24 protein-coding genes are annotated in these 22,477 nt (G+C 62.6%); 17 read left to right on the forward strand and 7 right to left on the reverse strand.

The genetic code is table 11. The annotated features are described in order from the left end of the window. The first annotated feature begins 191 nt into the window (after positions 1-191). The 8 genes from nudC (at position 192) to AB5Y98_RS10285 (ending at position 9,016) form a co-directional block, all read left to right on the forward strand. Positions 192-971 carry an NAD(+) diphosphatase gene (nudC, locus tag AB5Y98_RS10250; RefSeq protein ID WP_368231855.1) on the forward strand — a complete coding sequence of 260 codons (780 nt, stop codon included), beginning with the start codon at positions 192-194 and terminating at the stop codon, positions 969-971. A gap of 155 nt (positions 972-1,126) precedes the next feature. Next, positions 1,127-2,194 carry a uroporphyrinogen decarboxylase gene (gene hemE / locus AB5Y98_RS10255; RefSeq protein WP_010635049.1) on the forward strand — a complete coding sequence of 356 codons (1,068 nt, stop codon included), beginning with the start codon at positions 1,127-1,129 and terminating at the stop codon, positions 2,192-2,194. A gap of 181 nt (positions 2,195-2,375) precedes the next feature. After that, positions 2,376-3,305 carry an ROK family protein gene (locus tag AB5Y98_RS10260; RefSeq protein WP_368231856.1) on the forward strand — a complete coding sequence of 310 codons (930 nt, stop codon included), beginning with the start codon at positions 2,376-2,378 and terminating at the stop codon, positions 3,303-3,305. A 49-nt stretch (positions 3,306-3,354) separates the two neighbouring features. Next, on the forward strand, positions 3,355-4,365 hold the full coding sequence (gene epd, locus AB5Y98_RS10265) for an erythrose-4-phosphate dehydrogenase (RefSeq protein WP_010635047.1): 1,011 nt from the start codon (positions 3,355-3,357) through the stop codon (positions 4,363-4,365). Between the two features lie 62 nt (positions 4,366-4,427). Continuing rightward, the gene (locus tag AB5Y98_RS10270; RefSeq protein ID WP_139725119.1) at positions 4,428-5,591 is read left to right on the forward strand and encodes a phosphoglycerate kinase; all 1,164 of its coding nucleotides are present in this window, start codon (positions 4,428-4,430) and stop codon (positions 5,589-5,591) included. A gap of 115 nt (positions 5,592-5,706) precedes the next feature. Then, positions 5,707-6,786, forward strand: coding sequence for a class II fructose-bisphosphate aldolase (gene fbaA / locus AB5Y98_RS10275; RefSeq protein WP_005309342.1), 1,080 nt, complete (start codon positions 5,707-5,709; stop codon positions 6,784-6,786). 158 nt (positions 6,787-6,944) lie between these two features. Beyond that, a complete protein-coding gene (locus AB5Y98_RS10280) occupies positions 6,945-8,246 on the forward strand; it encodes an NAD(P)/FAD-dependent oxidoreductase (protein ID WP_368231857.1) in 1,302 nt (433 codons plus the stop codon). 230 nt (positions 8,247-8,476) lie between these two features. After that, entirely contained in the window at positions 8,477-9,016 is a 540-nt protein-coding gene (locus tag AB5Y98_RS10285) for a hypothetical protein (RefSeq protein ID WP_368231858.1), read from the forward strand. Positions 9,017-9,046: 30 nt separating this feature from the next. Here AB5Y98_RS10285 and AB5Y98_RS10290 read toward each other — a convergent pair whose 3' ends face one another. The 4 genes from AB5Y98_RS10290 to cutA all read right to left on the reverse strand — a co-directional run bounded on the left by AB5Y98_RS10290 (position 9,047) and on the right by cutA (position 12,166). Continuing rightward, positions 9,047-9,460: a hypothetical protein gene (locus tag AB5Y98_RS10290; protein ID WP_368231859.1), complete on the reverse strand. Its 414-nt coding sequence runs from the start codon at positions 9,458-9,460 to the stop codon at positions 9,047-9,049. A 78-nt stretch (positions 9,461-9,538) separates the two neighbouring features. Then, the gene (locus AB5Y98_RS10295) at positions 9,539-10,072 is read right to left on the reverse strand and encodes an N-acetyltransferase (RefSeq protein ID WP_010635043.1); all 534 of its coding nucleotides are present in this window, start codon (positions 10,070-10,072) and stop codon (positions 9,539-9,541) included. Beyond that, positions 10,062-11,852, reverse strand: a complete 1,791-nt coding sequence (locus AB5Y98_RS10300; RefSeq protein WP_368231860.1) for a protein-disulfide reductase DsbD — start codon at positions 11,850-11,852, stop codon at positions 10,062-10,064. The genes AB5Y98_RS10295 and AB5Y98_RS10300 overlap by 11 nt, the downstream gene beginning before the upstream one ends. Beyond that, positions 11,849-12,166, reverse strand: coding sequence for a divalent-cation tolerance protein CutA (gene cutA, locus AB5Y98_RS10305; protein WP_019839857.1), 318 nt, complete (start codon positions 12,164-12,166; stop codon positions 11,849-11,851). The genes AB5Y98_RS10300 and cutA overlap by 4 nt, the downstream gene beginning before the upstream one ends. Positions 12,167-12,359: 193 nt before the next feature. On the opposite strand from cutA, the gene AB5Y98_RS10310 reads away from it, so the two are divergent. Then, complete coding sequence (locus AB5Y98_RS10310; RefSeq protein ID WP_019839856.1) at positions 12,360-12,698, forward strand: hypothetical protein; 339 nt, start codon at positions 12,360-12,362, stop codon at positions 12,696-12,698. A 95-nt stretch (positions 12,699-12,793) separates the two neighbouring features. Here AB5Y98_RS10310 and AB5Y98_RS10315 read toward each other — a convergent pair whose 3' ends face one another. Beyond that, entirely contained in the window at positions 12,794-13,231 is a 438-nt protein-coding gene (locus AB5Y98_RS10315; protein WP_005309357.1) for a PACE efflux transporter, read from the reverse strand. Between the two features lie 124 nt (positions 13,232-13,355). Here AB5Y98_RS10315 and AB5Y98_RS10320 point away from each other — a divergent pair, with 124 nt between their 5' ends. Then, complete coding sequence (locus tag AB5Y98_RS10320) at positions 13,356-14,234, forward strand: LysR family transcriptional regulator (protein ID WP_010635038.1); 879 nt, start codon at positions 13,356-13,358, stop codon at positions 14,232-14,234. An 18-nt stretch (positions 14,235-14,252) separates the two neighbouring features. Here the strand turns inward: AB5Y98_RS10320 and ygfZ are convergent, their stop codons facing one another. After that, a complete protein-coding gene (gene ygfZ, locus AB5Y98_RS10325; RefSeq protein ID WP_368231861.1) occupies positions 14,253-15,158 on the reverse strand; it encodes a tRNA-modifying protein YgfZ in 906 nt (301 codons plus the stop codon). Between the two features lie 113 nt (positions 15,159-15,271). On the opposite strand from ygfZ, the gene AB5Y98_RS10330 reads away from it, so the two are divergent. Next, positions 15,272-15,541 carry a succinate dehydrogenase assembly factor 2 gene (locus tag AB5Y98_RS10330; RefSeq protein ID WP_005309363.1) on the forward strand — a complete coding sequence of 90 codons (270 nt, stop codon included), beginning with the start codon at positions 15,272-15,274 and terminating at the stop codon, positions 15,539-15,541. A gap of 19 nt (positions 15,542-15,560) precedes the next feature. Further along, a complete protein-coding gene (locus AB5Y98_RS10335; RefSeq protein WP_017764759.1) occupies positions 15,561-15,938 on the forward strand; it encodes a protein YgfX in 378 nt (125 codons plus the stop codon). A 78-nt stretch (positions 15,939-16,016) separates the two neighbouring features. Here the strand turns inward: AB5Y98_RS10335 and nadB are convergent, their stop codons facing one another. Further along, positions 16,017-17,624, reverse strand: coding sequence for an L-aspartate oxidase (gene nadB / locus AB5Y98_RS10340; protein WP_065017315.1), 1,608 nt, complete (start codon positions 17,622-17,624; stop codon positions 16,017-16,019). A 182-nt stretch (positions 17,625-17,806) separates the two neighbouring features. Between nadB and rpoE the strand changes: the two genes are divergently transcribed. The 5 genes from rpoE (at position 17,807) to lepA (ending at position 22,476) form a co-directional block, all read left to right on the forward strand. After that, positions 17,807-18,388, forward strand: coding sequence for an RNA polymerase sigma factor RpoE (gene rpoE, locus AB5Y98_RS10345; protein WP_073348921.1), 582 nt, complete (start codon positions 17,807-17,809; stop codon positions 18,386-18,388). A gap of 22 nt (positions 18,389-18,410) precedes the next feature. Further along, on the forward strand, positions 18,411-19,010 hold the full coding sequence (locus AB5Y98_RS10350; protein WP_195879564.1) for an RseA family anti-sigma factor: 600 nt from the start codon (positions 18,411-18,413) through the stop codon (positions 19,008-19,010). Positions 19,011-19,028: 18 nt separating this feature from the next. Next, a complete protein-coding gene (locus AB5Y98_RS10355; RefSeq protein ID WP_010635033.1) occupies positions 19,029-20,009 on the forward strand; it encodes a MucB/RseB C-terminal domain-containing protein in 981 nt (326 codons plus the stop codon). Between the two features lie 93 nt (positions 20,010-20,102). After that, positions 20,103-20,564, forward strand: coding sequence for a SoxR reducing system RseC family protein (locus AB5Y98_RS10360; protein ID WP_010635032.1), 462 nt, complete (start codon positions 20,103-20,105; stop codon positions 20,562-20,564). A gap of 118 nt (positions 20,565-20,682) precedes the next feature. Then, positions 20,683-22,476 carry a translation elongation factor 4 gene (gene lepA, locus AB5Y98_RS10365; protein WP_005309379.1) on the forward strand — a complete coding sequence of 598 codons (1,794 nt, stop codon included), beginning with the start codon at positions 20,683-20,685 and terminating at the stop codon, positions 22,474-22,476. Position 22,477: the final 1 nt, after the last annotated feature.

Genomic DNA, 22,477 nt, shown 5'->3' on the forward strand with positions numbered 1-22,477 from the left:
CGCCTGCGGGCGGCCTTTTTCATGGGCGTTTTTCATGGGCATTCTCATGAGTATTGAAAAGCCGCCATCTTGGGGTCGCCACCCGGCTTGCCGCGCCTTAATATGGTGGCCGGTTGTCGCTTTCATCCGTCACCGCCGCCCAGCCCCGGGCGCGCATTCCGACCGACGTCACAACAAAGAGTGCTGCATCTATGCCATTAACCGAACAGGCCCGCTGGTTCGTGCTGGGGGGCGATCACCTCGTCCTGCTGGATGACCAGGGGCGCATTCCACAAGGCCCCCGCGCCTGTCTGCCCAGCCACCTGCAGCACGCCGCCTTTGAGCGCTTTGACGAGTGGGACGGGCTGCCCTGCCTGCTGCTGGATCTGGGGGAAGCGGCGGACCTCGCGCCCCTGACCCCCCTGCGCCAGTTGATGGTGGCCGGGGATGAAGAGGGCTTTCGCCTGGCCGGCCGCGCCTGGCAGCTCGCCACCTTTCGCCGGACCCACCGCTTCTGCGGCGAGTGCGGTGCTCCCATGAGCCCGAAGGCGGGGGAGTGGGCGCAAGGGTGCCGCCATGGCCACGTCGTCTATCCGCGTATCTCCCCCTGCATCATCGTGGCGGTGCGCAAGGGGCCCGCCATCTTGCTGGCGGCCCATCGCCGTCACTATCAGGCGGACGATCCCATGTATACCGTGCTGGCGGGTTTTGTGGAGGCGGGAGAGAACCTGGAGCAGTGCGTGGCGCGGGAGGTGTTCGAGGAGAGCGGCATCCGGGTGACCAACGTGCGTTACGTGGCGAGCCAGCCCTGGCCGTTTCCCCACAGCCTGATGATGGGCTTCACCGCCGATTATGAGAGCGGCGAGATCCGAGTGCAGGACGAGGAGCTGGTGGCCGCCGATTTCTTCGAGGCAGGTGCACTGCCACGGCTGCCGCCTCACGGCACCATAGCCCGGCGGCTCATCACGCTTTGCCTCGACGACCAGGCCTGAGGGATGCCACGAGGGATGCAAAGAGGGGCGCTTGTTTGCGCCCCTTCACATCTTTGCACTCCAACGGCAGTGGCTGGCGTTTGAGCCGCCCCCCGCCGCGCACAAAGTGGTATCATATCCGCCATTTTATGCTGGATATGAACTCAGGAACTGGGATGAAAGAGCTGAAGAACGATCGTTACCTGCGTGCCCTGCTGCGCCAGGAAGTGGACATGACCCCGGTATGGATGATGCGCCAGGCTGGCCGCTATCTGCCGGAATACAAGGCCACCCGCGCCCAGGCGGGGGATTTCATGTCCCTGTGCCGCAACGCCGAGCTGGCTTGTGAAGTCACCCTGCAGCCGCTGCGCCGCTATCCGCTCGATGCCGCCATCCTCTTCTCCGACATCCTCACCGTGCCCGATGCCATGGGGCTGGGTCTCTACTTCGAACAGGGCGAAGGCCCGCGCTTCGAGCGTCCGATCACCTCCATGGCCGACGTGCAGGCGCTGCCGGTGCCGGATCCGGAAGACGAGCTGGGCTACGTGATGAACGCGGTGCGTACCATCCGCCGTGAGCTCAAGGGCGAAGTGCCGCTCATCGGCTTCTCCGGCAGCCCCTGGACCCTGGCCACCTACATGGTGGAGGGGGGCAGCTCCAAGGCGTTCACCAAGATCAAGCAGATGATGTATGCAGAGCCGCAGACTCTGCACCTGCTGCTCGACAAGCTGGCCGACAGCGTGATTGCCTATCTCAACGCCCAGATCAAGGCGGGTGCCCAGGCAGTCATGGTGTTCGATACCTGGGGCGGCGTGCTCACCCCACGTGACTACCGCGACTTCTCCCTGCAGTACATGCACAAGATCGTCGACGGCCTGATCCGCGAGCATGACGGTCGCCGCGTGCCGGTCACCCTGTTTACCAAGAACGGTGGTCAGTGGCTGGAGCAGATCGCCGCCACCGGTTGCGATGCGCTGGGTCTGGACTGGACTACCGACATCGCCGACGCCAAGCGTCGGGTCGGCGACAAGGTGGCGCTGCAGGGCAACATGGACCCCTCCATGCTCTACGCCAGCCCGGCCCGCATCCGCGAAGAGGTCGCCTCCATCCTGGCCGGTTTCGGTCACGGCAACGGCCACGTCTTCAACCTGGGTCACGGCATCCATCAGGATGTGAACCCGGAGCATGCCGGCGTGTTCGTCAACGCGGTACATGAGCTCTCCGCCCAGTACCACGGCCGCTGAGCGCCGTCGACAACACAATAAACAACGGGGCCTGCGGGCCCCGTTTTGCTGTCTGCGGCGGGGGCTGCATCCTGACCGCCGCTCGGGTTACACTGCAACCCGGTAGAGGGCGGTCGACTTCAGGCGGGCACGGCAGCGTGCACCCCGGAGCTGGCGCCCTGCGGTCATGGCTGGAGGCAGGATGAGCAACAGGTTGTTGGATTGGGGTATCGACCTTGGCGGTACCAAGTGCGAGTGCGTGGTGCTGGACGGGGACGAGGTGCTGCTGCGCCATCGCATTCCCACCGAGCGTGCCGGCGGTTATGACCACATGATCGGCCAGATTGCCAAGCTGGTGGCAGAGTGCGCCGACAAGCTCGGCCAGCGGCCGACCCTCATCGGCATGGGGACGCCGGGGGCGCGGGATCCGCAAACCGGCCTGATGAAGAACTGCAACACCACCGAGCTCAACGGCAAGCCGTTCAAGGAAGATCTGGAGCGCCGGCTCGGCGTGCCGGTGCTTATCGCCAACGATGCCAACTGCTTCGCGCTGGCGGAAACCCATCTGGGGGCGGTGCGCCAGCACCATCCCGACGCCAAGGTAGTGTTCGGCATCATCATGGGCACCGGGGTCGGCTCCGGCATCGTCATCAACGGCCGCATCCTCAACGGCCACCACGGCATCGCCGGCGAGTGGGGCCACAACGTGCTTTCACCCGACGGCCCCGAGTGCTACTGCGGCAAGCGCGGCTGCGTCGAGACCTTCATCAGCGGCCCGGCGCTGGAGGCCTGGTACGAGGCCAAGGCCAAGCGTCACCTATCGCTGGCCAAGATAGCGGCGGCGACGGCTCACGATCACGTGGCCAAGCTCACCATCGACCGGCTGCATCTGCTGTTTGGCCAGGCGCTCGCCAACGTGGTCAACATCCTGGATCCGGATGTGATCGTCATCGGCGGCGGGGTCGGCAACGTGCAGAGCCTCTACAGCGTGGGACGGGAGACTATTTTGCCCTTCCTCTTTAATCCCCGCTTCGCCACCCCCATTATTGCTCCAGCCCTGGGGGACAGCGCCGGGGTATTCGGGGCGGCACTGCTGGCCCGCGGTGAATTTCAGGATGCCCTGCTGTCGTGAGTCAGCCATCCGCTTGTCCCTTTGTCCATGCTGAGGACCCGGAATTTTCATGATCAAGATTGCCATCAACGGGTACGGGCGGATCGGCCGCAACGTGCTGCGGGCCCTCTACGAGAGCGGCCGCGACAAGAACATCAAGATAGTGGCCATCAACGAGCTGGCCGCCCCCGAAGCCATGGTGCACCTGACCCGCTTCGACACCAGTCACGGTCGCTTCCACCATCCGGTGCAGCTGGCCGGCAACAGCATGCTGGTGGGGGAGGATCTCATCTCCCTGTTCGCCGAGCGGGATCCGTCGCGCTTGCCGTGGCGGGCGCTGGGGGTGGACGTGGTACTGGATTGCACCGGGGTGTTCGGTTCGCGGGCCGATGCCGAGCTGCATCTGGCGGCGGGGGCGGGCAAGGTGTTGTTCTCCCATCCGGCCGAGGCGGACGTGGACGCCACCATCGTCTACGGGGTCAACCATCAGGTGCTGACCGGGCGCGAGCGGATCGTCTCCAACGCCTCCTGCACCACCAACTGCGTGGTCCCCGTCATCGAAACATTGCATCGAGAATTCGAGATAAATTGTGGTACTATTACGACAATTCATTCGGCCATGCATGATCAGCAAGTCATCGATGCCTACCACAGCGACTTGCGCCGAACCCGCGCCGCCAGCCAGTCCATCATCCCGGTGGATACCAAGCTGGCCAAGGGGTTGGAGCGGATCCTCCCCCACTTCGCCGGCAAGTTCGAGGCGATCGCGGTACGGGTACCGACCATCAATGTAACGGCAATGGATCTCAGTATTACTGTTCGTAAAAAAGTGACGGTTACTGACGTAAATCAAGCCCTGCAACGGGCATCCAGAGGTACATTAAGCGGTATTCTGGATTACACGGAAGAGCCACTGGTCTCCGTAGACTTTAATCATGATGCTCACTCCTGCATCATTGATGGTACCCAGACCCGGGTCAGCGATGCCAACCTCGTCAAGATGTTGATGTGGTGTGATAACGAATGGGGCTTCGCCAACCGCATGCTGGATACCACCCGGGCCATGATGGCCGCAGGCTGAGAGCCTGCACCGGGCGCAAGGTTACTGTTTTTAACATTACCTGAAAATATAGAGGACTGAATATGTCTGTTATCAAGATGACTGACCTGGATCTGGCGGGCAAACGCGTTCTGATCCGTGCTGACCTGAACGTGCCGGTAAAAGACGGCAAGGTCACCTCCGATGCACGTATCGTGGCGACTCTGCCGACCATCAAGCTGGCTCTGGAAAAGGGCGCCAAGCTGATGATCACCTCCCACCTGGGGCGTCCGACCGAGGGTGAATACAACGAAGAATTCTCCCTGGCTCCGGTTGTCAACTATCTGAAAGACGCACTGTCCTGCCCGGTTCGTCTGGCCAAAGACTACCTGGATGGCGTAGAAGTCGCCGCCGGTGAGCTGGTTGTGCTGGAAAACTGCCGCTTCAACAAAGGCGAGAAGAAGAACACCGAAGAGCTGGCCAAAAAATACGCCGCCCTGTGTGACGTCTTTGTAATGGATGCGTTCGGTACTGCTCACCGCGCCGAAGGCTCCACCTACGGTGTGGCCCAGTTCGCACCGGTCGCCTGTGCCGGCCCGCTGCTGGCTGGTGAACTGGAAGCCCTGGGCAAAGCCATGCTGAAGCCCGAGCGCCCGATGGTTGCCATCGTTGGCGGCTCCAAGGTCTCCACCAAGCTGACCGTACTGGAATCCCTCTCCAAGATCGCTGACCAGCTGGTGGTTGGTGGTGGCATCGCCAACACCTTCATCGCTGCTGCCGGTCACAACGTCGGCAAGTCTCTGTGCGAGCACGACCTGATCGACACCGCCAAGAAACTGGCTGCCGAAACCAACATCCCGGTGACCACCGACGTGGTTGTGGGTGCCGAGTTCTCCGAGTCCACCCCGGCCACCATCAAGTCCGTCTCTGAGGTGACCGACGGCGACATGATCTTCGACATCGGCCCTGACTCTGCCAAGGCCCTGGCCGACATCATCATGAACGCCAAGACCATCCTGTGGAACGGCCCGGTCGGCGTGTTCGAGTTTGACCAGTTCGCTGAAGGCACCAAGGTGATCGCCGAAGCCATCGCGGCTTCTCCGGCCTTCTCCATCGCGGGCGGTGGTGACACCCTGGCCGCCATCGACAAGTTCGGCATCGCCGACAAGGTCTCCTACATCTCCACCGGCGGCGGCGCCTTCCTGGAGTTCGTGGAAGGCAAGGTACTGCCGGCTGTTGCGATTCTGGAACAGCGCGCCAAAGCCTAATTGACCCGAGACGGGGGGCAAAAGCCTCCCGTTTCGTTTATCATGTGGCCGCTGTGCCGGTTCATGATGAACCCCCCATTTTTTATTAACGGCATACGAGACAGGACGATTAAACATGTCTAAGAAAATTTTCGACTTCGTAAAACCGGGCGTGATCACTGGTGATGACGTTCAGAAAGTGTTCGCCATCGCGAAAGAGAACGGCTTCGCTCTGCCGGCAGTCAACTGCGTCGGTACCGACTCCGTGAACGCCGTGCTGGAAGCTGCCGCCAAGGTGAAAGCGCCGGTTATCGTTCAGTTCTCCAACGGTGGTGCTGCATTCACCGCTGGTAAGGGTCTGAAGCTGGAAGGTCAGCAGGCTGCCATCATCGGTGCCATCTCCGGTGCCAAGCACGTGCACGCCGTTGCCGAAGCTTACGGTGTACCGGTCATCCTGCACACCGACCACGCTGCCAAGAAGCTGCTGCCGTGGATCGACGGTCTGCTGGAAGCGGGCGAGAAGCACTTCGCTGAAACCGGCAAGCCGCTGTTCTCCTCCCACATGCTGGATCTGTCCGAAGAGTCTCTGGAAGAGAACATCGACATCTGCTGCGAGTACCTGACCCGCATGGCCAAGATGAACATGACTCTGGAGCTGGAACTGGGTTGCACCGGCGGCGAAGAAGACGGCGTCGACAACAGCCACATGGATCAGTCCGCTCTGTACACCCAGCCGGAAGACGTGGCCTACGCCTACGAGCGTCTGTCCAAGATCAGCCCGCGCTTCACCATCGCTGCCTCCTTCGGCAACGTGCACGGTGTCTACAAGCCGGGTAACGTCAAGCTGACCCCGTCCATCCTGGACGCTTCCCAGAAGTACGTGTCCGAGAAATTCGGCATCCCGGCCAAGTCTCTGGACTTCGTATTCCACGGTGGCTCAGGCTCCACTCTGGAAGAGATCCGCGAGTCCATCTCCTACGGCGTAGTGAAGATGAACATCGACACCGACACCCAGTGGGCGACCTGGGAAGGCATCCTGGACTTCTACAAGACCAACGAAGCCTACCTGCAAGGTCAGCTGGGCAACCCGGAAGGTGCCGACAAGCCGAACAAGAAGTTCTACGATCCGCGCGTATGGCTGCGTGCCGGTCAGACTTCCATGATCAAGCGTCTGGAACAGGCTTTCTCCGACCTGAACGCCATCAACGTACTGTAATTAGTACAGCACCTTGATTGCATGAAAAGGCGCCCTGCGGGGTGCCTTTTGCATTTCTGTGATCCCGGCGGGCTGGATTGGCGGCGGGGGCCTGCGTATTATCGATGACAGGCCGTTTATTTTAGTAAACGCAACGGGACCAGGGCAGGATGCTGAACATGCAGGGAAAGCACAACACACATCAGGAACACGTGGCCTCCTATTACGCGGCCACCCGCAATGACAATCAGCAGTGGCCCGAGCTCAGCGGGGAGTGCAATGCCGAGGTCTGCATCATAGGCGGCGGCTTCACCGGTCTCAACACCGCCATCAATCTGGCCGAGGCGGGTTACAAGGTGGTGCTGCTGGAAGCCAACCGTATCGGCTGGGGCGCCTCCGGGCGCAACGGCGGTCAACTCATTCGCGGTATCGGTCACGACACCAGCCAGTTCGCCCGCTGGATTGGTGAAGAGGGTGTGCGCGAGCTGGATCTGATGGGGCTGGCGGCGGTCGAGCTGGTGCGCGAGCGAGTCGAGCGCTTCAACATCGATTGTGACCTGCGCTGGGGTTACTGCGATCTGGCCACCCGCCAGCGCCATCTGGCCGGGTTTGCAGAGGAGGCTGCACACCTGACGAGCCTCGGCTACCGGCACGAGCTGAAACTGGTGGCGCGCGAAGATATGCATAGCGTGGTGGGATCGGATCGCTACATCGGCGGCATGATCGACATGGGCTCCGGCCACCTGCACCCTCTCAATCTGGCGCTGGGTGAGGCGCGCGCGGCGGCCAGCCTGGGAGTGGCGCTGTTTGAGCAATCCAGAGTGGTGCACATCGACTATGGCGAGCGGCTGCAGGTCACCACGGCCCATGGCCGGGTCAGCGCCGACTACCTGGTGATCGGCTGCAACGCCTATCTCAATGACCTCAACCCCGAGCTGGGGGGCAAGGTGCTGCCGGCGGGCTCCTACATCCTCGCCACCGAGGTGCTGGAGAAACGGCTGCGCCAGCGCCTGCTGCCGCAAAACATGGCGGTGTGCGATCAGAACGTGGCGCTCGACTACTACCGCCTCTCCGCCGACGGCCGCCTGCTGTTTGGCGGGGCCTGCAACTACTCGGGACGGGATCCTCGCGACATCAAGGCCTTCATGCTGCCCAAGCTGCTGCGGGTGTTTCCCGAGCTGGCGGAGACCGCCATCGAGTTCCAGTGGGGCGGCATGATAGGCATAGGGGCCAACCGGCTGCCCCAGATCGGCCGCCTGGCGGATCATCCCAACGTCTTCTATGCCCAGGCCTATTCCGGCCACGGCCTCAACGCTACCCACATGGCGGGCAAGCTGGTGGCAGAGGCGATCAGGGGGGAGAGCCGGGGGCTGGATCTGTTTGGCCGCGTGCCGCACATGACCTTCCCCGGCGGCCCGGCGCTGCGTTCGCCCTTGCTGGCGCTCGGCATGCTCTGGTACCGCTTCAAGGATCTGTTCTAAGCGAGTCAGGGCTTGCCACGGCTCGGCAAGCGGTTGCCGCCCCGTTTGCCGGCCAGCCGGATTTATCCTGCCGTTGCCTCGCTTTATAGTCGGAGTTGTCAAAAATCCATCGTGCGCCAATTTCTTGTGCTGATCAGAGGAACACACCGGATTGGCGCGGGGTTTGCCACCTGTGAACGGGGTTCGAGCCGCTGAGGATCAGCGGCGGCCCCGCTCAGGAGATCAGGACAATGACAACAAACGTAACAGCCGCGGGAAGCGTCGGCTCGCTGGCGCAACTGCTGGCAACGCGCAGCGGCGAACGGCAGGAGAGACCAGAGATGCCGCCCCCGCCGCCCCCGGGTGCGAGCAAGAAGATGGAGCAGGATCTCAAGTCGGTGCTGGCCGAGCTGGGCCTGTCGGGCAAGAGCGAGGAAGAGAGCGGTGAGAATACCGAGAGTACCGCCGCCAGCGGTGGTTCACTCGATTCCTTCATGGCGAGCCTGATGGATGCCCTGCACGCTCAGCAGGAGGGGAGCAAGGCCATCGCCACTGGCAGCAGTGACAATCCCATGAAGCTGGATCTGCAGAGCCTGCTGGGTCAGCTGGATGGGGAAGGGGGGCCTGGCAGCGAGGTGAGCGCCCTGCAGAGTCAATTCTCCAGCCTGCTGGAGAGCAGCGGCAACAGCGGTAGCGGGGTGACTCTGAAAGATCTGTTGTCGGCCTTTGCCAGCAAGATCCCGAGTGACGCGCCCGACCGGAAGGGTTATATGGTGGATACCCAGGCCTGAGTCGGCCCGGGTTGCCTGGCCGGGGCCGCGTCAGTGAGCGGGCTCGGCCAGACGCCAGCCCAGCTCGGTCTTCATCATCCACACCTCGGCTTGCTGGGGCAGCACCTGGCCCGCCTCGAACTCGCCGTACTTGCGCTCCAGCTCCATCAGCCCCATCTCCTGCTGGAAGGGGCCGACCCTGTCATAGACCAGATCCTCGTCCTGCAGCACCTGCAACTGCTCCAGTCCCCGCTTGAAGTGGAGTTGATAGCTCACCTTGACCAGATAGACCCCCTCCATGCGCTCTTCTTTATCGAGGATGGCGAAGTCGCTGATCTCGAACAGATTGGCGTCGGTGTCGGCCTGCAGTTTGGCGGTGACCTGGGTCCGGATTGCCTCTTCACCTGGACCTGCGTAACAGCCATAGAGCCAGAGGGCCAGCAGGGGGATGAACCACTTTTTCATCAAAACTCCGGACGAACGAGACGGGAAAGGGCAAATTTTGCCATGCTGCCGACCATATACAAGGGATTGCCAGAAAAATCAGTCAGTAAGGGGCGAGAGGGAGGGGGCGTGCCCGGAAGGGGCGGGGTCGATGGTGCGCTCCAGCACGATCGCCTCGGCCCGGTAGCCGGCCAGCTCGCGGCGATAGCACTCGGTGAACCCTCGGCGTTGCCAGAAGGACAAGGCGACCTCATTGCTGGCAATGACCGACAGCCGCAGCCGGGTTGCGCCCCAGGCGCGAGCCAGCGTGCAGGCGTGCAGATAGAGCGCCTGACCGCGGCCGGCCCCCTGCCAGGGCTCGCCCACCAGCAGCAGCCCCAGATAGGCGGTGGTGGGTTCGGGATAGCCGCGCAGCAGATCGAGCACGCCGGTAAGCTCCCCCGCCTCCCAGCACCCGATCACCTGTTTGGCAGAGAAGGGCAGCATCGGCGGACAGGCCGTGAGCGCCTCCTCTGCTGCCTGGGCGCAGAGCGGCGCGTGACTTATCGCCGCCTGATAGGCTGGAGCCAGTTCGAACAGCCGCTGCAGGGCGGGCGCATCGCTTGCCTGCAGCTGACGCAGCTCAGTTGGCATCGCCAATCCTGTCCAGCTGACCGAGGAACTCGGCGGGCCCCATAAAGCCGGTCACCCGCTGGCCGCTCACTTCATTGCCGGCGCGGTCGAAGAAGATCAGGGTCGGCAGGCCCAGCACGTTGAGGCCGTTGAGCAGTTCTACATCGGCATCGTCGTTGGCGGTGACGTCCGCCTGCAGCAGTACCATCTGGCCGAAGCGCTCGCGCACGGCGGGGTCGCTGAAGGTCTTGTGTTCGAACTCCTTGCAGGCCACGCACCAGTCGGCATAGAGATCGAGCAGCACCGGCTTGCCGCGGGCGGCGGCCAGCTGGGTCTTGAGATCGTCCAGGGTCTTGATGCGGATGAAGGCCGGCGTCTCGGCCTGGGCGGCGACGCTGGCGCCCTGGGAGGGCAGCAGCAGATCCTTGCCCACCACCACGGCACTGATCATCGCCAGCAGCAGCACGAAACCGCGCAGGCTGCGCCCCACCGAATGTTGCTGGTGCTGGTTGTGATGGTAGAGGTAGCCGCACAGCAGCAGCCCCCAGCCGAGCCAGGCCAGGGTGGCGACCTGATCGCTCCACAGCCTGGAGAGCAGCAGGATGGGCACTGCCAGCAGCGCAAACCCGAACAGCTGCTTGATCACGTCCATCCAGGCGCCCGCCTTGGGCAGCAGCTTGCCGCCCGAGGTGCCGAGCAGCAGCAGCGGTAGCCCCATGCCGAGCGACAGGGCGTAGAGGGCCGCGCCGCCGAGCCAGAGATCGCCGCTCTGGGCCACGTAGATGAGGGCGCCGGAGAGGGGGGCCGTGGTGCAGGGGGAGCAGACCAGGCCGGAGATCATCCCCATGATGCCGACCCCGAGCACGGAGCCGCCCTGCTGGCGGTTGGAGAGACCGGAGAGTCGGGTCTGCAGGCTGCTCGGCAGCTGCAGGGTATAGAGCCCGAACATGGAGAGGGCCAGCAGCACGAACATCACCGAGAGCCCGATCAGCACATAGGGGTGCTGCAGCGCAGCCTGGAATTTCAAACCTGCCGACGCCACCACCAGCCCGAGCAGGGTGTAGGTGACCGCCATCCCCTGCACGTAGACGAAGGAGAGCAGGAAGGCGCGGCGGGTGGAGAGGCGATGGCCGGCCCCGGCGATGATCCCGGTCAGGATGGGATACATGGGGAAGACGCAGGGGGTGAAGGCGAGGCCGAGCCCCAGTGCGAAGAAGGCGGCGACGCTGAGCCAGAAACCCTGGTTGCCGAGGGCGGCCGCCAGCTGATCCTGCTGGCTGCTGGCCGGGGCCGGCGTGGGCGCATCGACCTGGTCATGCGGTGGTTCGGCGACGAGGGGCTCGACGGCGATCCGCTTGTCGGTCGGGGGATAGCAGAGGCCGTCGGTACAGCCCTGATAGCTGACCTTGAGACTGGCCTGCTGGCCCGCCTCGGTCAGGGTGACGGGGATCTGCACCTCCCGGTAATAGACCTGGGTCTTGCCGAAGAAGTCGTCTTCATGATCGGTGCCGGCGGGCAGCACCGGCTCCTCGAAGGTGAGGTTCTCGCCCTGGAAGCTGAAGCGGTGGCGGTAGAGGTAGTAGTCGCCGGCGATGCGCAGGCGCAGCAGCAGCCGGTTGCCCTGCTGTTCGCTCTCGAGGACGAACGCCTCGTCCACTTTCAGAAATTTGGGCTGGGCGCTGGCCTCGATGCCGAGGGCACTCAGCAGATCCGTGCTGCTGGCCCGGGCCGGCAGTGAGCCGAACCCGGCCAGCAGGGCGCAGAGCAACAGCAGGGGAGAGAGCAGGCGAGACGGCGTCATGAGGTTTCCTGTTTTATCCAGTCGAGATAGGGCTGGTGGCCCTGGCTTGTCGGCAGCGCCAGGATCTCCGGCACCTCATAGGGGTGATGAGCAAGGATGCACTGGCGCAGCGGCTCGAACAGGGCCGCTTGCGACTTGATGATGAGCTGGATCTCTGTGGCCCGCTCGATCCGGCCCTGCCAGCGATAGACGGAGGTGAGGCCGGGCAGCTGGTTGATGCAGGCCGCCAGCCGCCGGTCGAGCAGTTGTTCGCAGATGAGGTCGGCACTGGCCTCATCCGGGCAGGTGCAAAGCACCAGAATGGCGTCAGTCATGGTGAAATTTCTCGTCCGTACCGGGCGGCAAGGCGCCCGCAAACCAGTGGCTACTATACCTAGCGACGGGTCAAATAGCATCTGGCGCACTTTGCGGCTGCGACATGAAAATAAGTGGGGGGCATGAGATAGACGCTGTCAGAGCGACAAGGCAGAATGAGCGGGCTTGTTCCCATTCGACGTAAGGAAATGTATGACCCAACAGAATGAGCAGCAGAGAAACCGCATGTTGAGCCTGTTGCGCGAAGGTGAGCGCCGTATGTTGGTGCAACTGGCCGGTCTGCTGCGTACCAGTGCCGATGAAATCAATGCCGAGCTGGAAAAAGAGGAGTTGCTGGAGACCCTGGAGCAACCGGTCACGGTGGAGTATCTCAACGGCGTGGTGCAACACCATCTGTTCGAGCGCCTGCACAAGGGTGACATGGTGGCGGCCCAGCGTCTGCTGACCCAGTACCAGAGCGACCTTGAGGCCATGCTGACCCAGGAGGCCGAGGCAGAGGCCCAGACCGAAGAGCTGAAGGCACAAGCCTGAAGGCCGCGGCAGGCCCGCCGGGCTTGTCCTCCCCCAGCACCATCATGCCTCTTGCATGATGGTGCCTCGTTTTTCCCACCGTTTTTTGCCGTCGTTCAACCCAGTGCGTTCTGCTGCCACTGACCCGGGATCGGGTACACCTTGTCGTAGCTCCAGTTGTAGACGAAGGCGTAGACCAGATAGAAGGTCACGAAGCCGATATTGAGCGCCAGCGCCGCCAGCAGGGCGAGATCCAGCCACCAGGCGATGACCGGCAGGGTGAGCGCCATGAAGCCCCCTTCAAAGCCGAACGCATGGACCACGCGCTGCCACAAGGTCTTGTGCGGGTGCCCCTGGTACTTGAGCAGCAGCTTGTCGAAGCCGATGTTGTAGACATAGTTCCAGACGGTGGCCAGTACCGAGAACAGGACGGCCAGCGGCCCCATGTGGCTGAGCTCGATGCCTGTGATCCAGCTGGCCAGGGGGGCTGCGATGAGCAGACCTATCACTTCAAAGCCGATGGCGTGGCGGATACGGTCATTGCGGGTACGCATAAATTCCTCTCTTTAAACAGCTATGTTGACTGACTGGTTGGCAATCTATCCCTATTTATTGATAGTTTCACGTTGGTATCCATCGCTAAAATAGATGGATTACCGCATTTGCAGGAGCAGGACGATGAACCCATCGCTGGAACAACTCAGGGTATTGCTGGCCGCCGCGCAGGCGGGCTCCTTCTCGGCGGCCGCGCGCCAGCTGGGCAAGGCGCAGTCGGTAGTCAGCACCGCCATCGCCAATCTGGAGATAGATCTGGGGCTGGAGCTGTTCGATCGCAGCGGGCGCTATCCGGTGCTGACCGAGGCGGGCGTGCGCATCAGCCAGGAGGCAGGCATCTTGCTGGCCCAGAGCGCCCGCTTGCAGGCCATCGCCGGCGAGCTGGCCAGCGGCGTCGAGTCGCGCCTGACCCTGGCCATCGATGATGACTCCCACCTGCCCTGGCTCGGCGCCGTGCTGGAGGAGTTCGCCACCCACTACCCGACGGTTGAGCTGGAGCTGCTGTTTCCGCTGATGGAGGATCTCACCGAGATGCTGATCAGCGGCCGCGCCCAGCTTGGCATCAGTTATCAGAAGGAGCACCCGCAGCAGGAGATCGTGGCCCGCTCGCTGGGAGGCGTCGCCATGCCGCTGGTGGTCTCCCCCGAACATCCGCTGGCCCACAAGGCGCCGCTGCGGGAGAGCGATCTGCAGGGGGCTCGCCAGCTGCTGGTGACAGGGCGACGGGAGGGGACGGAGCGCCATCGCTTTCGCCTGTCGGCGCAGGTGTGGTGGGTGGAGGGGGATCTCGGGATCCTGGAGCTGGTGAAATTGGGACTGGGGTGGGCGGCAGTGCCCGATTTTCTGCTGCACCGGCCGCTGGCTCGGGGCGAGGTGGTGGTGCTCAAGCCGGACTTTATAACCCAGCCGGAGCTGGCGCTGGAGCTGCAGTGGCATCGCGCCCGCCCGCTCGGGCAGGCGGGGCGCTGGCTGAAGGAGGCTCTGCTGGCACGGGTGCGCTAGCAGGGCGCTTGGCTTCGCTTACTCGGTCAGCTGATAGGGGAGGGGCTGCAGGGTCAGGCTTGAACCTTCTTCCTGCTTGAGCCGGAAGCGGGCGTCGGCCTCGGTGTCCTTGGGCAGCACGGCGGTGAGCCACAGCTCGCCATCCTGTTGCCAGGCGTTGAGCACCATGCCGCTGCGGCGCCAGTTGTCACCGAGCTGGATCTCCAGGGTGTCGCCGCTGGTAACCGGGGTAGTGGCGGTGCCGCTCAGCACGAACAGGGCGCGGTTGTTGGCGCCGCGATACTTGGCGCGGGCCACCGTCTCCTGCCCCATGTAGCAGCCCTTGGTGAAACTGATGCCATCCAGCGCCTGCAGGTTGAGCATCTGGGGGATGTACTCACCCTGATGCACGGCTTCCAAATGGGGGATGCCGGCCTTGATCTCCAGTCCCCACCAGAGCGACTCGGGGCCGCTGGGCAGGGCCAGCGCCAGCGGCTGTTCGCTGACCAGCAGCCAGCGATCGGCTTCGATCCGCACCGCCATGCCACCCTCGATGAGGCCGCTCTCCTGCAGGTCGTATTGCCCCGCGATCCAGCCATCGGTCCCCTGACCGGCCACGCCGACCGCCTGGCCGTGATTTTCGCTGATCTCGACCTTGGCAAAGATCGCGAACTTCTTGAGCTCGGGCAGCTGGCGAGCCAGCACCGACGGCTTGGTCAGCATCAGCAGGCGATCGCTCAGGCAGAGCAAGCGAAAATCGCTCCACAGCTTGCCCTTGGGATCGCAGTGGCCGCCCAGGGTGTGCTGGCCCGGCTGCAGGGCGTTGACGTCACAGGTGACCTGACCCTGCAGGTATTTGGCGCGATCCGGGCCGCTCAGGCTGGTGATGGCCAGATCGGTCAGAGGGAACAGGGTTGGCTCGGCAGGAAGGATTGGCAGGCTCACGATGGCATTCCAGAGACAGAAAGTATGTGACCTGCATGGTAAAGACGTAAGGAATGTTTGTCAGCCGGAAAATCCAGCTGGTACCATCGCCGGGTCTTTGTAAGGAGAGTTCCATGTTGAGCCCAATTGAAAAATCCCGCCTGAAGTGGGCCTGCCGCCGTGGCATGCTCGAGCTGGATGTGATCTTTATGCCCTTCTTCGAGCACGAGTTCGATGGCTTGAGCGAGGCCGATCAGCAGACCTTTATCCGCCTGCTGGAGTGCGAGGATCCGGAGCTGTTCCGCTGGAGCATGGGCCACGGCGTGCCGGAAGACCCCGCCTTCGCCGCCATGATCCCGCTGATCCTGGAACGCAATCAGGCCCGTCACGATCGCCAGCGCTGATCCATCCGTACGGGTGTCGATGCCCGTCACCGTCTCCAGACAGCAGCGTCTGCTGCTGTTGTCACTGTTTCTGCTGATCCTGTGGCCGCTGGCCGCCCTGATCCACGGCTGGCAGTGGGCACTGTTGCTACCCTGCTGGGGTCTGGGGTTGTGGCGAGCCTGGCTCGACACGAGCCGGATGACCGGCGTGCTGGAGTGGGACGGGCAGTGGCTCAGCTGGCAGGGCAACCGCTATCAGCTGGGGGCGGGTAGCCGCATCTGGCCCGGGGTACTCTGGCTGCAGCTGGTAGCGGTGGAGCGTCCCGCCAGCCGGCTCTGGCTGTTCAGCGATGCGCTGGCACCGGCCCACTACCGCACGCTGGCTCGCGCCATCCACTTCTCCCAGCCGATCCGCTAGCCTCTCTTCCCCATAAAACAGATGACCCCGCCGGAGCGAGGTCATCTTGGTGTTATTGCTTGTTGCTTGCTGCTGAAGTTAGTCCCGCTCAGGCGTCAGCACGGTTGGCTTGGAGTCCGGCTGCATGTCCGGGTAGTCCAGGTTATAGTGCAGGCCGCGCGACTCCTTGCGCTGCAGGGCGCAGTTGACGATGAGCTCGGCCACCTGCAGCAGGTTGCGCAGCTCCAGCAGGTTGTTGGAGACTCGGAAGTTGGCGTAGTACTCCTGCACCTCCTGCTTGAGCAGGTCGATGCGGCGCTTGGCGCGGGCCAGGCGTTTGTTGGTACGCACTATCCCCACGTAGTCCCACATCATCAGCCGCAGCTCGTGCCAGTTGTGCTGGATCACCACCAGTTCATCTGAATCTTCCACCTTGCTCTCGTCCCACATCGGCAGACGGGGCGGCTCCACGCTCATCGGCAGCTTGGCCAGGATGTCTGCCCCCGCCTGATGGGCATAGACCACGCATTCGAGCAGGGAGTTGGAGGCCATCCGGTTGGCGCCGTGCAGCCCGGTGTAGGTCACCTCGCCGATGGCGTAGAGGCCAGGAATGTCGGTCTGGCCGTTGTTGTCGATCATCACGCCACCGCAGGTGTAGTGGGCGGCAGGGACGATGGGCATCGCCTCCTTGGTGATGTCGATGCCGACCGCGAGGCAGCGCTCATGGATGGTCGGGAAGTGCTTGATGATGAAATCGGCCGGCTTGTGGCTGATGTCCAGATACATGCAGTCGGCGCCGAGCCGCTTCATCTCGTGGTCGATGGCGCGGGCGACTATGTCTCGCGGTGCCAGCTCGGCCCGCTCGTCGAAGTCGGGCATGAAGCGGCTGCCGTCGGGGCGGCGCAGATAGGCCCCCTCGCCGCGCAGGGCTTCGGTCAGCAGGAAGTTGGGGTCATCGGGGTGGAACAGGCTGGTGGGGTGGAACTGGTTGAACTCCAGGTTCGCCACCCGGCAGCCGGCGCGCCACGCCATAGCGATGCCGTCACCGGAGCTGACGTCCGGGTTGGAGGTGTACTGGTACACCTTGGAGGCGCCACCGGTGGCCAGCGCCACGAAACGGGCGCGGATCACCTCGACCTGCTCGGCGTTGCGGTTCCAGACATAGGCGCCCAGTACCCGGTTGCCCGGCAGACCCAGCTTGCGGGTGGTGATGAGATCGACCGCGTTGAAGCGCTCCATCAGCTGGATGTTGGGGTGAGCCCGCACCTGGTCGATCAGGGTGAGCTGCACCGCCTTGCCGGTGGCATCGGCCGCGTGGAAGATGCGGCGATGGCTGTGGCCCCCTTCGCGGGTCAGGTGATAGTGGGACTCCCCTTCGGCGTCCTCCTCCTGATCGAAGGGGACCCCCTGCTGGATCAGCCACTGGATGGAGTCGCGGGCGTTGCGGGCGGTGAACTCCACCACGGCCGGGTCACACAACCCGGCCCCGGCGTTGAGCGTGTCGCTCACGTGGGATTCGATGCTGTCGGTCTCGTCGAACACGGCAGCGATGCCTCCTTGCGCATAGAAAGTGGCCCCTTCACTGATGGGCCCCTTGCTCAGAACCAGGACTTTGGCCTGGTCTGCCAATCGCAACGCGAGAGACAAACCGGCGGCACCGCTGCCAATGATCAGTACGTCGCAAAGGTATTCAACACTTGCTTTCATAAGTATCATTGGCCTGGATTAAGAACTGGCACCATGGTAGCCCAAGCGAGGGTGGTGATGCAGCCTGCGTCACATTTTTTTCAATGCAAGCGAACTTTCCCTGATTCCTCCTGTCTGAACTTGTGCGCTTAGGAAGGGCCGGAAAAGAAAAACGATAACCTGATGGGGGTTTTACGGCTCTGATGAGCGACCAGAATCTACTGGACGAACAGCTGGTTGAACGGGTCCAGCGTGGCGATAAAAATGCATTCAACCTGTTGGTAAAAAAATACCAGCACAAGGTGGTCAACCTGGTGGCCAGGTATGTCAACAATCCGGGCGATGTACCGGATGTGGCGCAGGAGGCTTTCATCAAGGCTTACCGCGCGCTGCCGACATTCCGTGGCGAGAGCGCCTTTTACACCTGGTTGTACCGGATTGCCGTGAACACGGCCAAGAATTATCTGACCTCTCAGGGGCGCAGGCCGCCCAGCAGTGATGTAGAGGCGGAAGAGGCAGAATACTATGGCGGTGGCGAAGCCTTGCAAGAGGTGGCCACCCCGGAAAACCTGACGCTGACCGACGAGATCAAGCGCACCGTGTTTTCTGCCATAGAAGCTTTGCCGGAAGACTTGAGGACAGCTATCACCCTTCGCGAACTGGAAGGGCTGAGCTACGAAGAGATTGCCGAAATCATGGATTGTCCGGTGGGTACGGTGAGATCCCGCATCTTCCGGGCGAGGGAAGCAATCGATAAAAGGCTGCAACCTCTGATCGAGAATTAACTGGGGAAAGACAGGTTAACTTATGGCAAATAAAGAGCAACTCTCGGCCCTGATGGACGGTGACTTGAGCGATGTTGAGGTTCTGAACGAGCTGGGAACGGATCCGGCTCTGCAAGAGACCTGGTCTCGTTACCACCTGATTGGTGATGCCATGCGGGGGGACCTGCCGGTCAATCTGCAACTGGATCTGAGCGACAGCATCATGGCTGCGCTGGAAGATGAACCCACCATACTGGCGCCCAAGCCGGTGGAGAGCAAACCTGCCGCACCACAGTCGGGTAGCGCCAAGACCGCCACGATAGTGCCGTTCCTGCGCCGTGCCGGCCAGCAGGTAGGGCAATACGCCATCGCCGCCTCGGTCGCTGCCGCCGTCATCTTCGGGGTACAGCAGTATCAGGGGCAGGACGGTGTGCCGACCAACCCGGTACTCAACACTATCCCCGTTGGTGGCAGTGCCTCGCCGGTGAGCGTGCACTATCCGCAGGACGGCAATCGTGCGACCCAGCGTCAGCAGGGGTTGAGCGAACAGCAGATGCAGGAGCAGCGCGAGCGCATCAACGCTTTCCTGCGCGACCACCAGTTGCAACAGCGTCTGCTGCAAGACAAGCAGATTCAGGAATAACGGATTAGGGATCAGAACGTGCGCCAGTCCAGCCGTATTTTGCTGGCCTCTCTCCTGTTGATCAGTGCCAAGGCCTCGGCCGACGACAAGTCGGCCGAGGCCTTGTTGCAGCAGATGCAGAGTGCCGTCTCGCAACAGAATTTCGAATTGTCCATGGTCAAGGCCCGGCAGGGGCGACTCGAGCCTATCCGCTTCAGCCACGGCGTGATCGATGGCAAGGAGGTGGCTCACCTCAGCTACCTCGATGGCAAGACCATCGAGTACCTGCAGCGCCAGGACGAGTACACCTTTTTTGAAAATACCCATGAACCCTACACCCTCAAGGGGGCGCGTTTCCCCGGCGTGTGGGCCACCTTGGTGAGAATGCCGTTGCCGCGGGTGCTGGAGAGTTATGATCCTGTGCTGGCCGGCCGCAGCCGGGCTGCCGGGCTGGTGGCACAGGTGGTTCGGCTGGTGCCCAAGGAGGCCGACAAGTACGGCTTCGTGCTCTGGATTGACGAGCAGAGCAGCCTGTTGCTGCGGGTGGACATGGTGGATCGGGAAGGCAACCTGGTCGAACAGGTGTTGGGGGTGGATCTGGACCGGCTCCCTGCGCCGGCCCCCTGGCTGGTGAAGCTGGCCAGCAGCAAGCTGCCCCAGGCACTGGCGCTGGAAGATGCCTATCCGGCGCCGCAGCAGCAGCTGAACTGGCACCTCACCTGGCTGCCTGAAGGCTTCAAGGTGCTCTCCCGGGATCGTCACCAGCTGGTGACTACCAGTTTGCCGGTGGATTACATGATGCTCTCCGACGGGCTGGTGGATCTCTCGGTCTACGTGGCCCGGGTCGATCCCAAGCAGGCGGTGCGCCAGCAGCTGATCCGCCAGGGCGCCACCTCGCTGGTGAGCTTCGTCAATGACGTGGGGGTCGAGATAACCGTGGTCGGGGAAGTGCCGGCCGACACCGCCAAGCGGATTGCCGAATCGGTGCAGCCGCTGGCCCGCAACGAGGCCGTACAGTAAGCCGTCAGACGCGGCTGCTTGCCCAAGGCCGGCAGTCGTGTTCAGATTGGGTCAATTTATCTTTCGTTATTGTGGAACCGTCTTGTGAGTGGAATGAGCGAAGAGCTGGCGACCGTGGTGGCCATTGATGGAGAACATGCCTGGGTGGAGTGCGAACGACGCTCCGCCTGCAGCGGTTGTCATCAACAGTCCAGCTGCGGCACCGGCACGGTGGCCAAGGCGTTTCCATTGAAAGCGCAGCGACTGCGGGTGGCGCTCACCGCCGAGGTGAGCGTCGGCCAGCAGGTGAGGCTCGGCATTCCCCAGGCGAGCATCCTGCAGGGGGCCGCGCTGGTCTATGTGCTGCCACTGTTCTGTCTGCTGGCGGGGGCCCTGCTGGGGCAACTCTGGCTGGCCCCCCTGCTCTCTGCGGGGGAGGGGGTCACCATCCTCTGCTGCCTGCTGGGGGGCCTCGTCGGTTTTTCACTGGTTCGTTACTTTTCCAACCGGCTCGATCAGGGGGCCTATGGTCCCCGCATGCTGGGTGTGGTCTTGCCCACCCGCCACCTCTCCTGACCGTGCAGGCCGCTATTTCTGGTGCTTCGTCGACTAAAGATTGGCCGTCGACCGGGTTATCCAGTAAAATCCTGCCTCCATATCCGGCCCTAACCTAATTTTGAGTGATTCTTGCTCGATGAAACACATTCGTAACTTTTCGATTATTGCGCACATCGACCACGGTAAATCGACCCTGTCGGACCGTCTGATCCAGACTTGTGGCGGCCTGTCCGACCGCGAGATGCAGGCTCAGGTGCTTGACTCCATGGAACTGGAGCGCGAGCGCGGCATTACCATCAAAGCACAGAGTGTGACCCTGAACTACCAGGCACAAGACGGTAACACCTACCAGCTGAACTTTATCGACACCCCGGGCCACGTGGACTTCTCCTACGAGGTCTCCCGCTCGTTGGCGGCCTGTGAAGGGGCACTGCTGGTGGTGGATGCCGGCCAGGGGGTTGAGGCACAGACTCTGGCCAACTGCTACACCGCCATGGAAATGGACCTGGAAGTGGTGCCGGTGCTGAACAAGATCGACCTGCCGGCCGCCGAGCCAGAGCGGGTTGCCGAAGAGATTGAGGACATCGTCGGTATCGACGCGGTTGACGCGGTGCGCTGCTCCGCCAAGACCGGCCTCGGTGTCGATCTGGTGCTGGAAGAGATCGTGGCCAAGATCCCGTCTCCGGAAGGGGATCCGGATGCCCCGCTGCAGGCGCTGATCATCGACTCCTGGTTCGACTCTTATCTGGGCGTCGTCTCCTTGGTGCGGATCAAGAACGGTTCGCTCAAGAAGAATGACAAGATCAAGGTAATGAGCACCGGCCAGACCTGGGGTGTCGATCGCATCGGTATCTTCACACCCAAGCAGGTGGATACCGACGGTCTGGGCTGCGGCGAGGTAGGTTGGGTCGTCTGCGGCATCAAGGACATCCACGGCGCGCCGGTGGGCGATACCCTGACCCTGGCCAAACACGGTGCCGAGAAGGCGCTGGCCGGCTTCAAGAAGGTGAAGCCGCAGGTTTATGCCGGTCTGTTCCCCATCTCCAGCGATGACTACGAGTCCTTCCGCGATGCACTGGAGAAGCTGTCGCTCAACGACGCCTCCCTGTTCTACGAGCCGGAGAGTTCCACCGCGCTGGGCTTCGGCTTCCGTTGCGGCTTCCTCGGCATGCTGCACATGGAGATCATCCAGGAGCGGCTGGAGCGTGAGTACGATCTGGATCTGATCACTACTGCGCCGACCGTGGTCTACCAGATCGAGCAGACCGACGGTACCACCATCCACATCGACAGCCCGGCCCAGATGCCCGCCATCACCAGCATCAAGGAGATGCGTGAGCCCATCGCCGAGTGTCACATTCTGCTGCCGCAGGAGTACATGGGCAACGTGATCACCCTCTGTATCGAGAAGCGTGGCGTGCAGACCAACATGGTCTACCACGGCAAGCAGGTGGCACTGACCTATGAGATCCCGATGGCGGAAGTGGTGCTTGATTTCTTCGACCGCCTCAAGTCCACCAGCCGCGGTTACGCCTCGCTGGATTACGGCTTCAAGCGTTTCGAAACCTCCGACATGGTCCGTCTGGACATCATGATTAACGGCGAGCGGGTCGACGCCCTGGCCATCATCACCCACAAGGAGAACGCCCAGTATCGCGGTCGCCAGGTGGTGGAGAAGATGCGCGAGCTGATCCCGCGCCAGATGTTCGATATCGCCATCCAGGCTGCCATCGGCAACCAGATCATCGCTCGTAGCACCGTCAAGGCCCTGCGCAAGGACGTGACCGCCAAGTGTTACGGTGGTGACGTGAGTCGTAAGAAGAAGCTGCTGAACAAGCAGAAAGAAGGCAAGAAACGGATGAAGTCTCTGGGCCGTGTCGACGTGCCGCAGGAAGCCTTCCTCGCAATTCTCCACGTCGGAAAGGATTAAT

The sequence above is a fragment of the Aeromonas sp. s3 genome, from assembly GCF_040907805.1.
GTDB classification, from domain to species: Bacteria; Pseudomonadota; Gammaproteobacteria; order Enterobacterales; family Aeromonadaceae; genus Aeromonas; species Aeromonas dhakensis.

Coding starts and splice junctions, on each gene's coding strand:
- AB5Y98_RS10315 (WP_005309357.1), bottom strand. CDS start 13,231: ATGCGTACCCGCAATGACCGTATCCGCCACGCCATCGGCTTTGAAGTG.
- AB5Y98_RS10280 (WP_368231857.1), top strand. CDS start 6,945: ATGCAGGGAAAGCACAACACACATCAGGAACACGTGGCCTCCTATTAC.
- AB5Y98_RS10310 (WP_019839856.1), top strand. CDS start 12,360: ATGACCCAACAGAATGAGCAGCAGAGAAACCGCATGTTGAGCCTGTTG.
- epd (WP_010635047.1), top strand. CDS start 3,355: ATGATCAAGATTGCCATCAACGGGTACGGGCGGATCGGCCGCAACGTG.
- cutA (WP_019839857.1), bottom strand. CDS start 12,166: ATGACTGACGCCATTCTGGTGCTTTGCACCTGCCCGGATGAGGCCAGT.
- hemE (WP_010635049.1), top strand. CDS start 1,127: ATGAAAGAGCTGAAGAACGATCGTTACCTGCGTGCCCTGCTGCGCCAG.
- AB5Y98_RS10320 (WP_010635038.1), top strand. CDS start 13,356: ATGAACCCATCGCTGGAACAACTCAGGGTATTGCTGGCCGCCGCGCAG.
- AB5Y98_RS10360 (WP_010635032.1), top strand. CDS start 20,103: ATGAGCGAAGAGCTGGCGACCGTGGTGGCCATTGATGGAGAACATGCC.
- AB5Y98_RS10330 (WP_005309363.1), top strand. CDS start 15,272: ATGTTGAGCCCAATTGAAAAATCCCGCCTGAAGTGGGCCTGCCGCCGT.
- rpoE (WP_073348921.1), top strand. CDS start 17,807: ATGAGCGACCAGAATCTACTGGACGAACAGCTGGTTGAACGGGTCCAG.
- AB5Y98_RS10350 (WP_195879564.1), top strand. CDS start 18,411: ATGGCAAATAAAGAGCAACTCTCGGCCCTGATGGACGGTGACTTGAGC.
- AB5Y98_RS10290 (WP_368231859.1), bottom strand. CDS start 9,460: ATGAAAAAGTGGTTCATCCCCCTGCTGGCCCTCTGGCTCTATGGCTGT.
- AB5Y98_RS10300 (WP_368231860.1), bottom strand. CDS start 11,852: ATGACGCCGTCTCGCCTGCTCTCTCCCCTGCTGTTGCTCTGCGCCCTG.
- AB5Y98_RS10285 (WP_368231858.1), top strand. CDS start 8,477: ATGACAACAAACGTAACAGCCGCGGGAAGCGTCGGCTCGCTGGCGCAA.
- AB5Y98_RS10260 (WP_368231856.1), top strand. CDS start 2,376: ATGAGCAACAGGTTGTTGGATTGGGGTATCGACCTTGGCGGTACCAAG.
- nudC (WP_368231855.1), top strand. CDS start 192: ATGCCATTAACCGAACAGGCCCGCTGGTTCGTGCTGGGGGGCGATCAC.
- AB5Y98_RS10295 (WP_010635043.1), bottom strand. CDS start 10,072: ATGCCAACTGAGCTGCGTCAGCTGCAGGCAAGCGATGCGCCCGCCCTG.
- AB5Y98_RS10270 (WP_139725119.1), top strand. CDS start 4,428: ATGTCTGTTATCAAGATGACTGACCTGGATCTGGCGGGCAAACGCGTT.
- lepA (WP_005309379.1), top strand. CDS start 20,683: ATGAAACACATTCGTAACTTTTCGATTATTGCGCACATCGACCACGGT.
- AB5Y98_RS10335 (WP_017764759.1), top strand. CDS start 15,561: ATGCCCGTCACCGTCTCCAGACAGCAGCGTCTGCTGCTGTTGTCACTG.
- fbaA (WP_005309342.1), top strand. CDS start 5,707: ATGTCTAAGAAAATTTTCGACTTCGTAAAACCGGGCGTGATCACTGGT.
- nadB (WP_065017315.1), bottom strand. CDS start 17,624: ATGAAAGCAAGTGTTGAATACCTTTGCGACGTACTGATCATTGGCAGC.